Origin of the sequence: Thalassospira sp. (assembly GCF_040218635.1) — a bacterium.
Classification (GTDB): Bacteria; Pseudomonadota; Alphaproteobacteria; order Rhodospirillales; family Thalassospiraceae; genus Thalassospira.
This window is the reverse complement of sequence record NZ_JAVJRB010000014.1, coordinates 51271-58164: the sequence shown is the minus strand read 5'-3', so window position 1 is coordinate 58164 and position 6894 is coordinate 51271. Positions and strand designations below refer to the sequence as shown.

Annotated in this window: 5 protein-coding genes; all 5 read right to left on the bottom strand. The window is 49.4% G+C overall.

The genetic code is table 11. From position 1 onward, the window contains the following. On the bottom strand, positions 1–897 hold an 897-nt coding region (locus tag RIC05_RS20705), incomplete at its 3' end, for a flagellin N-terminal helical domain-containing protein (RefSeq protein WP_502989563.1). A 417-nt stretch (positions 898–1314) separates the two neighbouring features. Next, positions 1315–2487 (bottom strand): flagellin N-terminal helical domain-containing protein, encoded by a 1173-nt coding sequence (locus RIC05_RS20700; RefSeq protein WP_350047808.1) that lies wholly within the window; start codon positions 2485–2487, stop codon positions 1315–1317. A 271-nt stretch (positions 2488–2758) separates the two neighbouring features. Continuing rightward, positions 2759–5056, bottom strand: a complete 2298-nt coding sequence (locus RIC05_RS20695; protein ID WP_350047806.1) for a tetratricopeptide repeat protein — start codon at positions 5054–5056, stop codon at positions 2759–2761. A 15-nt stretch (positions 5057–5071) separates the two neighbouring features. After that, a complete protein-coding gene (gene fliW / locus RIC05_RS20690; RefSeq protein ID WP_350043350.1) occupies positions 5072–5542 on the bottom strand; it encodes a flagellar assembly protein FliW in 471 nt (156 codons plus the stop codon). 101 nt (positions 5543–5643) lie between these two features. Next, positions 5644–6873, bottom strand: a complete 1230-nt coding sequence (locus tag RIC05_RS20685; protein WP_350047804.1) for a flagellin N-terminal helical domain-containing protein — start codon at positions 6871–6873, stop codon at positions 5644–5646. Between the last annotated feature and the right edge of the window lie 21 nt (positions 6874–6894).

Below are 6894 nucleotides of genomic sequence, written 5' to 3'. Positions count from 1 at the left end.
TGCACCCGCAAGCGTGCTAACATCAAGGGCTGCAACACCAAGTGCTGCTGAGCTAACCGATGTCAGGTTGAAGGTAAGACGGTCAACCGCAGCATTGTTGCCAGCGCCGATCTGATAGGTCAGTGCGGCAGGACCGGTCTGGGCTGCAACGTCAAACGTGTTGTTGCCGGTGATGTCAGTACCAAAGGCGAATGCGGAGTTCAGGGTCAAGGTAATCCCTAGGGCGCCGAATTCAACGTCGGCGGTCTGTGCGCCAGTCAAAGCGGTAACACCAATATCGTCCAAGTCAACCGACTGCGAGAAGTTCGCCTGATTGGTATTGGTCAGGGTCATGATGTTGGTCGCGTTGTCGAAGGTAATCGAGATCGTATCTGCAGCAACAAGGCCCGCATCACTGTTGATCGTGAAGCCAGCAAAACCGTCGGCAGCTTCGATGGCGAGGCCAACAGCCGCCGGGTCGACGCCAAAGGTCGTCTGACCAGAAAGCAATTGAATGCCGTTGAAAGAAGTCGAGTCAGCAACACGGGATACTTCGGCGTCAAGTGCCTGGAACTCGTCATTCAGGAAGCCGCGTTCGGTGGTCGACAAGTTGTCAGATGCGGCCTGAACCGCCAAAGTTTTCATACGGGTCAGAACGTCGTTGATGGTAGACATGCCGCCATCGGCAATCTGCAACATCGAGTTTGCCTGACCAACGTTAACCGTCGCAGTTTTAAGAGCTTCAACCTGTGAATTCAGGCGAGCACCAATCGCCATGGAGGCAGCATCGTCACGCGCAGAAACGACACGGGTACCAGAAGACAGTTTGGTAAGGGAACGGGTCGCCATTTCATCAGAATTGCTCAGGTTACGGTGAGCAACATTGGCGGCGTAGTTGGAAATAATATTAAGAGCCATTTTATCTCTCCTACATGGATAGCTCGAAATAGCTTCTGCTATTCAAGGTCTGGCGACATTGCCAGACTGCCATCGAAAATATCTTCCTGATCACACGATGACGGGTGTTTTAGTAAGTTGAAATATACCTAATGTGTGGTTTCACTGTCTAGCAAAAAGTGAATTTAAAATTAATTAGTAGAATCAAAGTGTTATTGGTATTTGGTGCCAGATTTTAACGCCGTGTGGTCGAGCTTGTGTTGGCGTGGTTGCGTAAAAGTAGTCAATTTTGATCGGTTTCACGAATCGGCTAGATGGGGAGCTAATCATTCAATTTCTACTATATGTATAAGACCGAGATAACAAAGGAGGGCTCGAATGCGAGCCCTCCTGTCATAATTCAATTTGACTTTCTGCTTCATTGCGAGGAAGCAGAACTTAACCTTGAAGCAGGCGCAGCAGGTTCTGCGGCATCTGGTTGGCTTGTGCCAGCATAGCAACGCCGGACTGAACCAAAATCTGCTTGGAGGTGAATTGGGTCATTTCCGCAGCAACGTCAAGGTCCATCAGTGTTGAACGGGCCGCTTCGTTGTTTTCTTGCGACGAGGCCAAGTTTTTGGCTGCGAAGTCAAGACGGTTCTGGCCCACACCAACGTTGGAGCGTGCGGTCTGCAGGGTGTCAATCGCGGTATCAACACCTGTTATAGCAGCTTGCGCGCCTGCAAGCGTACTAATATCAAGGGCTGCAACACCAAGTGCTGCTGAGCTAACCGATGTAAGGTTGAAGGTAAGGCGGTCGACCGCAGCATTGTTGCCAGCGCCGATCTGATAGGTCAGTGCGGCAGGACCGGTCTGAGCTGCAACGTCAAACGTATTGTTGGCGGTGATGTCAGTACCAAAGGCGAATGCGGAGTTCAGGGTAAGCGTAATGCCAAGTGCACCGAATTCAACGTCTGCGGTCTGGGCACCGGCCAAAGCAGTAACACCAATGTCGTCCAAATCAACCGATTGCGAGAAGTTCGCCTGGTTGGTATTTGTAAGGGTCATGATGTTGGTGGCGTTGTCGAAGGTAATCGAGATCGTATCAGCTGCGACAAGGCCCGCATCACTGTTGATGGTGAAGGCTGCGATGCCGTCGGCAGCCTGAATGTTTGTGCCAACTGCGCCAGGGTCCACACCAAAGGTTGTCTGACCAGAAAGCAAATTGACGCCGTTAAAGGACGTTGAGTCCGCAACACGAGAGACCTCTTGGTCAAGTGCCTGGAACTCGTCATTCAGGAAACCACGTTCGGTGGTTGACAAGTTGTCTGATGCGGCCTGAACCGCCAAAGTTTTCATGCGGGTCAAGACATCGTTGATGGTTGACATGCCGCCATCGGCGATCTGGAGCATCGAATTTGCCTGCCCAACGTTGACCGTGGCAGTTTTAAGTGCCTCCACCTGTGAATTCAGGCGGGCACCAATTGCCATCGAGGCCGCATCGTCGCGCGCAGAGACAACGCGTGTGCCTGATGAAAGTTTTGAAAGCGAACGGGTCGCCATTTCATCTGAATTGCTCAGGTTGCGGTGAGCAACGTTGGCGGCATAGTTGGAAATGATATTGAGAGCCATCTTTCTATTCCTACGTTAGTTGCGTGCGACGGGTCTTCACTTGTTACCAGTGCATCACCGGGCTGTGTGGCAATTCGGAAACTATCCGCAAGCCCGTTGCTCAGAATGCAATCCTGAGCATTATCGTACTATCTGGAGATTGTGAACGCAATAGTTGTGCCAGTTTTTGGGTTTAAGTGTTGTCTTGCTTGGATTCCGCAATACTAAAGAAAACTTTAATATTACGTTGTTACATTGTGTAAAACTTACCCATGAAGGTGGTGGGCAAAATTTACCGTGCAATTTTGCGACACCAGAACTGGTACATACCCCTGAAGGTATCAGGAAAGCGTTCCTCAAACCGATGCCACCGATCAAGCACTAGGCTCTTGGGGCATTTGGGGTTTTCTTTTCTAAATTGAACCAGTGTTTGCGGTGTAGGCGTTTCAAATCCGATGAATTCTAGTCCCAGTGTATCTAGGGCGCGCGCTATTTTGGGAATGGTAAAGCGATGTTCCTGCACGTGAAAAATCAAATCTCTACATGGGCTTAGGCTATAAAAGTCGCCTCGCATGCAAAGTTGTATCAGTTCAGGATTTCCTTTTTCAGCAGCCGCGATGATATCTTGCCGACAACGCCGGATTTCGGAAGCGGATGAACCATATCCGCCTTGTTCAATGAAATTGCGGGCGGCGATGATATCTGGTCGGCCTTTTTCACTATAAAGCCCGATCTTCATCAAGCCGCCATCACGTAGAAGGCTAACTAAAACCTCCCACCCTTTAAGTGGCTCGGCCATATGATGAAGAACGCCCCCGCATTCAATCATATCGAACTGTTTGCCAATCTTGCCGAGTTGGAGAATGTCGCCTTGAATGTATTCGATGTTTTTTAAGCCCATCTCGCGTGTTTTGCGGAACGCGTAAGAAAGGCTTCCCAAGCTCAGATCGACGGCAGTTACTTTCGTGCCTGAAAAACGTGATGCAGCCTGAATCGCATGTTGACCGGTTCCGCAACCTGCAACGAGAGTATCAGGGGTTTGAGGTGCAATGTAATCTTCCAGCTTGAAAGAAAGAGGCGGGGCACAGAGCACATCTTTTATGGGCTTTGGTGTTAGACGAGACGTGTGAACCCAGCGAGGATACGGGTTTTCCTCGTACTGTGCGCGAACACTTTGCGAGGTGGCGTCTTGTATTTCTGTGATTTGTGGGATTGTCTCGCTTAATTCTCTTTCGGTCGCTGGTTCAGCGACTTGTAAGCGATAGACTTGCGAGATTTGATCGTCATGTTCAGTTACTGATATGTCCGATTTCCACGGGATATTTTTTAGAGGTTCGTAACAGCCGACAAGCAACCATAAGTATGGCGAAACATCGTGATGTTGCGCAATCAGTCCTTCGATCCGGAATTTCAGATCTTCAAGATTCTTTTGTTCTTCCTCGTCGATGGCGTAGGCATATTCATTAATAAAGCACTGTTGTGCCAGTGCCGCGATGAAATCAATCTCGCCGTCGAGATGATCGCTCTGCGACGTTTTGGAAAGTAAAACCCGACGAAGGGTCGTCAAAAGTCTTTCTATCCGTAAGTCGGCGATCGGTACGCGGACAAGCAAACGCATAAAAAGTTGGGATTGCGTTAGAACCTTAATGTTGCTCAGCAATGATGGGTCATCGCCCGACATCGTGTTGGACGTGTCAAGAAGGCGTGCAAACTCCTCGCGATGTCTTAAGGCGCTGACAATTGGGAACATCAGGGTTGCTGGTGACAACTCATTCTTTTCAAGGAGTGCCAACAAAGAAGCTTCAAGGCCATCATTGGTGCTTGAAAAGGCCATGCCTGAAACGCAATCGCTAAAGGCTGTCCAGTGGCGCTCCTCATTAGGGGAGAAGTTTGTCGCCTGGCTATGAAGTTTCAGAGCTTCCTGATGACGTGACAGGAATTGTAGAGCGATACCCGCTGACGTAAGCACATCAGCGTCCATCGGATTGATGGCCCGCGCATTCAGATAGCTTGCAAGAGCTTCTTCGTATCTTTGTAGTTTGGTCAGGATATCACCAATGGCCTTGTGGCCTTCGGCATTGTTCGGGGCAAGGTTCACTGTTTTGCGATAGCATTCAAGGCCTGCCTCAAGCTTGTCGTTGGATGCTAAAAGGGCGCCTAGATTTTTATACGCTGCGGCATAATCTGGCTTTATCGCAATGGCGCGGCGATAGCTTTCTTCTGCATCTGCCGTTTTTCCGGTCGCGTTTAACGCGACGCCCAGATTGTTGTTTGCTTCTGCGTTATCGGGAAAAACAAAGAGTGAATTCTGTAAGAATTCCACCGCCTTATCATTTTGACCAGATTGCAGGAACGCGACCCCTAGTAAATAAAGTGCCGTCGGCTGTTTTGGGTCAACTGACAGGATTTGAGCATATGTTTTCACGGCATTTGACAAATCACCGTTAGCATGATGCTTTTTTCCGACAGAAAGAAGCTGTTGTATTTCTTCTGAAATTACAGGCAACGCGGCCGAGGGTGGCCGCGTTGTTGCTTGCGAAGTGCTTTGTCGGGATTTTTTTTCGTTGCGTCGGCGTTCACTTCTGTTCATTTGGTGCCTTGTCTTTTAAAGGTCCAATTGTACAGGGTAGCGATCATTGCTCATGACATGCTGCCATGCTACCTGGCGCCCTGTATCGACAATGATTGGTGCGCGGACATTCGTTGACATCGAAACGCCTTTTCCGCCTGGCGCACTGCGAATGGTAACAACCATCAAGATTGCCATATCTGAAGCGCTGATCGCGAGGCTTTTCTGAGCGATCATCAAATCCTTATCGTCATAAACATCGCTTTCCATATTGTATGGCGCGACGAAGAAGGACAGATTGGCATCTGTCAGGCTTTGATAAAGTTTAAACTGATCAAGGGCCGAATTTGGGATGTTGGCCAGCCCAAATACGTGATGATCCGGAAAGCCAAGAAGGCCCACAGGCATATAAATGCCCTTGTCCCAACTGAATTCAATGTCGCCAAATCGTGTTTCCACGGTGACCGATTCAGGGGTTTCGTTATCGGCGACGTTTTCGGTTTCCATATCCCGTGATACTCCGACGGTCGTAAGGTTTTGTTTGAACGCTGTGTTGAGAGTATTAGGCCAGCAAAACAGTTAAAAATACATTTCACTAATCAATGTAATCAGCGCAAATAGTTAGCCAACGATAAATCTGCTGCCCGTGATATTGCGATAAAGCTCGCCTGCAAGGCTGTTTCGTGCTGTGTAAGTTCGGCAAGTGTCAGCGGCACATCGACTGTTTCAATGTCGCTGATTGCTTGTGCGGCAAACACTTTGAAATCTTCGTGGCGTGTTTCAAAGCGTTCAATATTGGCGATATCAAGTCCGATCTGACCCTGTACGTTAGGCAGATCTTCAATGGCTTGCGAAACAAAGCCAATGGCAACGACCAACGCATCTTCATCTTCCGTGCCCGCTGCAATGCCAAGCCCTTGAATTAACTTCTGGAAGGCTGGGTTGTCGCCCAAAATGCCATAAGATACATTATATCGGTCATCGACCCGCACGTCCAAGACCTGCTGGTCGCCATTATAGTAGTCTGTATCTTCGCGCGGATTGGGAATCTTTTCCATTCCCAGAACGGTCAACAGATCCCCTGCACCAGTTTCAGTGATTGTTATCGACCCATTGCCAACATTCTCGATGTTTAAGCGCGTCGTGCCTTCCCCACCCAAGCCACGTAATGATGCTATTGCACCGTTGGTCGTGACACTGTTAATCGCAGTCATGATATCGTCGATGTCATCGGTGGCGGCATTATAGTTCACCGTTGAGGTAACGCTGTTGCCATTCACGTCAGTGCTGACGATCTGAAGTTGCCCGGAGGTTACTGTCAAGCCGGCTAGTGTTGTCGAGTTGGTGAGATCGTTATCACTCGAACTCATATAATTGTCCGGCGCGGACATTTTTTCAATGTCAACTGCAGGTTCTTCTGAGCGACCACCTGAGAATAGATAGCGGCCATCCAAGTTTGCATTAAGCAAGTTAGCAATCTGTTCAAGTGCCTGAGTTGCCTGGCTGCGCACATTAACGTCAGCAGCCTGCAGGTTTGAGCTGGCTTGAATCAGCAGTGTTTTCATCTGCGTTGCAACGGTAATCATACTGTCAACAGCAGATTCCATGCTTTGCAAACGCAACTTGGTTTGCGTGGTGTTGCGCAGATACTGCTCGGTACGGGTATACTCACCCTCAAGATTCAGCAGGCGCTGTGTGCTGTCAGCAATACCGGCGTAGTTGCGCGATTTATAGCCGCTTGATGCCTGGTTTTGTAGATCAGTTACGCGCGATGCGTTCCGGATCGCGAGATCCGAAAGCAGCGTATGGTTTGTATAGGTTGCGACACGAGATACCATGGCGTCCTCACTATTCTAAGC

Bases quoted from the DNA above. Each gene is read 5' to 3' on its own strand.
- RIC05_RS20700 (WP_350047808.1), bottom strand. From the start codon at position 2,487: ATGGCTCTCAATATCATTTCCAACTATGCCGCCAACGTTGCTCACCGC.
- RIC05_RS20685 (WP_350047804.1), bottom strand. From the start codon at position 6,873: ATGGTATCTCGTGTCGCAACCTATACAAACCATACGCTGCTTTCGGAT.
- fliW (WP_350043350.1), bottom strand. From the start codon at position 5,542: ATGGAAACCGAAAACGTCGCCGATAACGAAACCCCTGAATCGGTCACC.
- RIC05_RS20695 (WP_350047806.1), bottom strand. From the start codon at position 5,056: ATGAACAGAAGTGAACGCCGACGCAACGAAAAAAAATCCCGACAAAGC.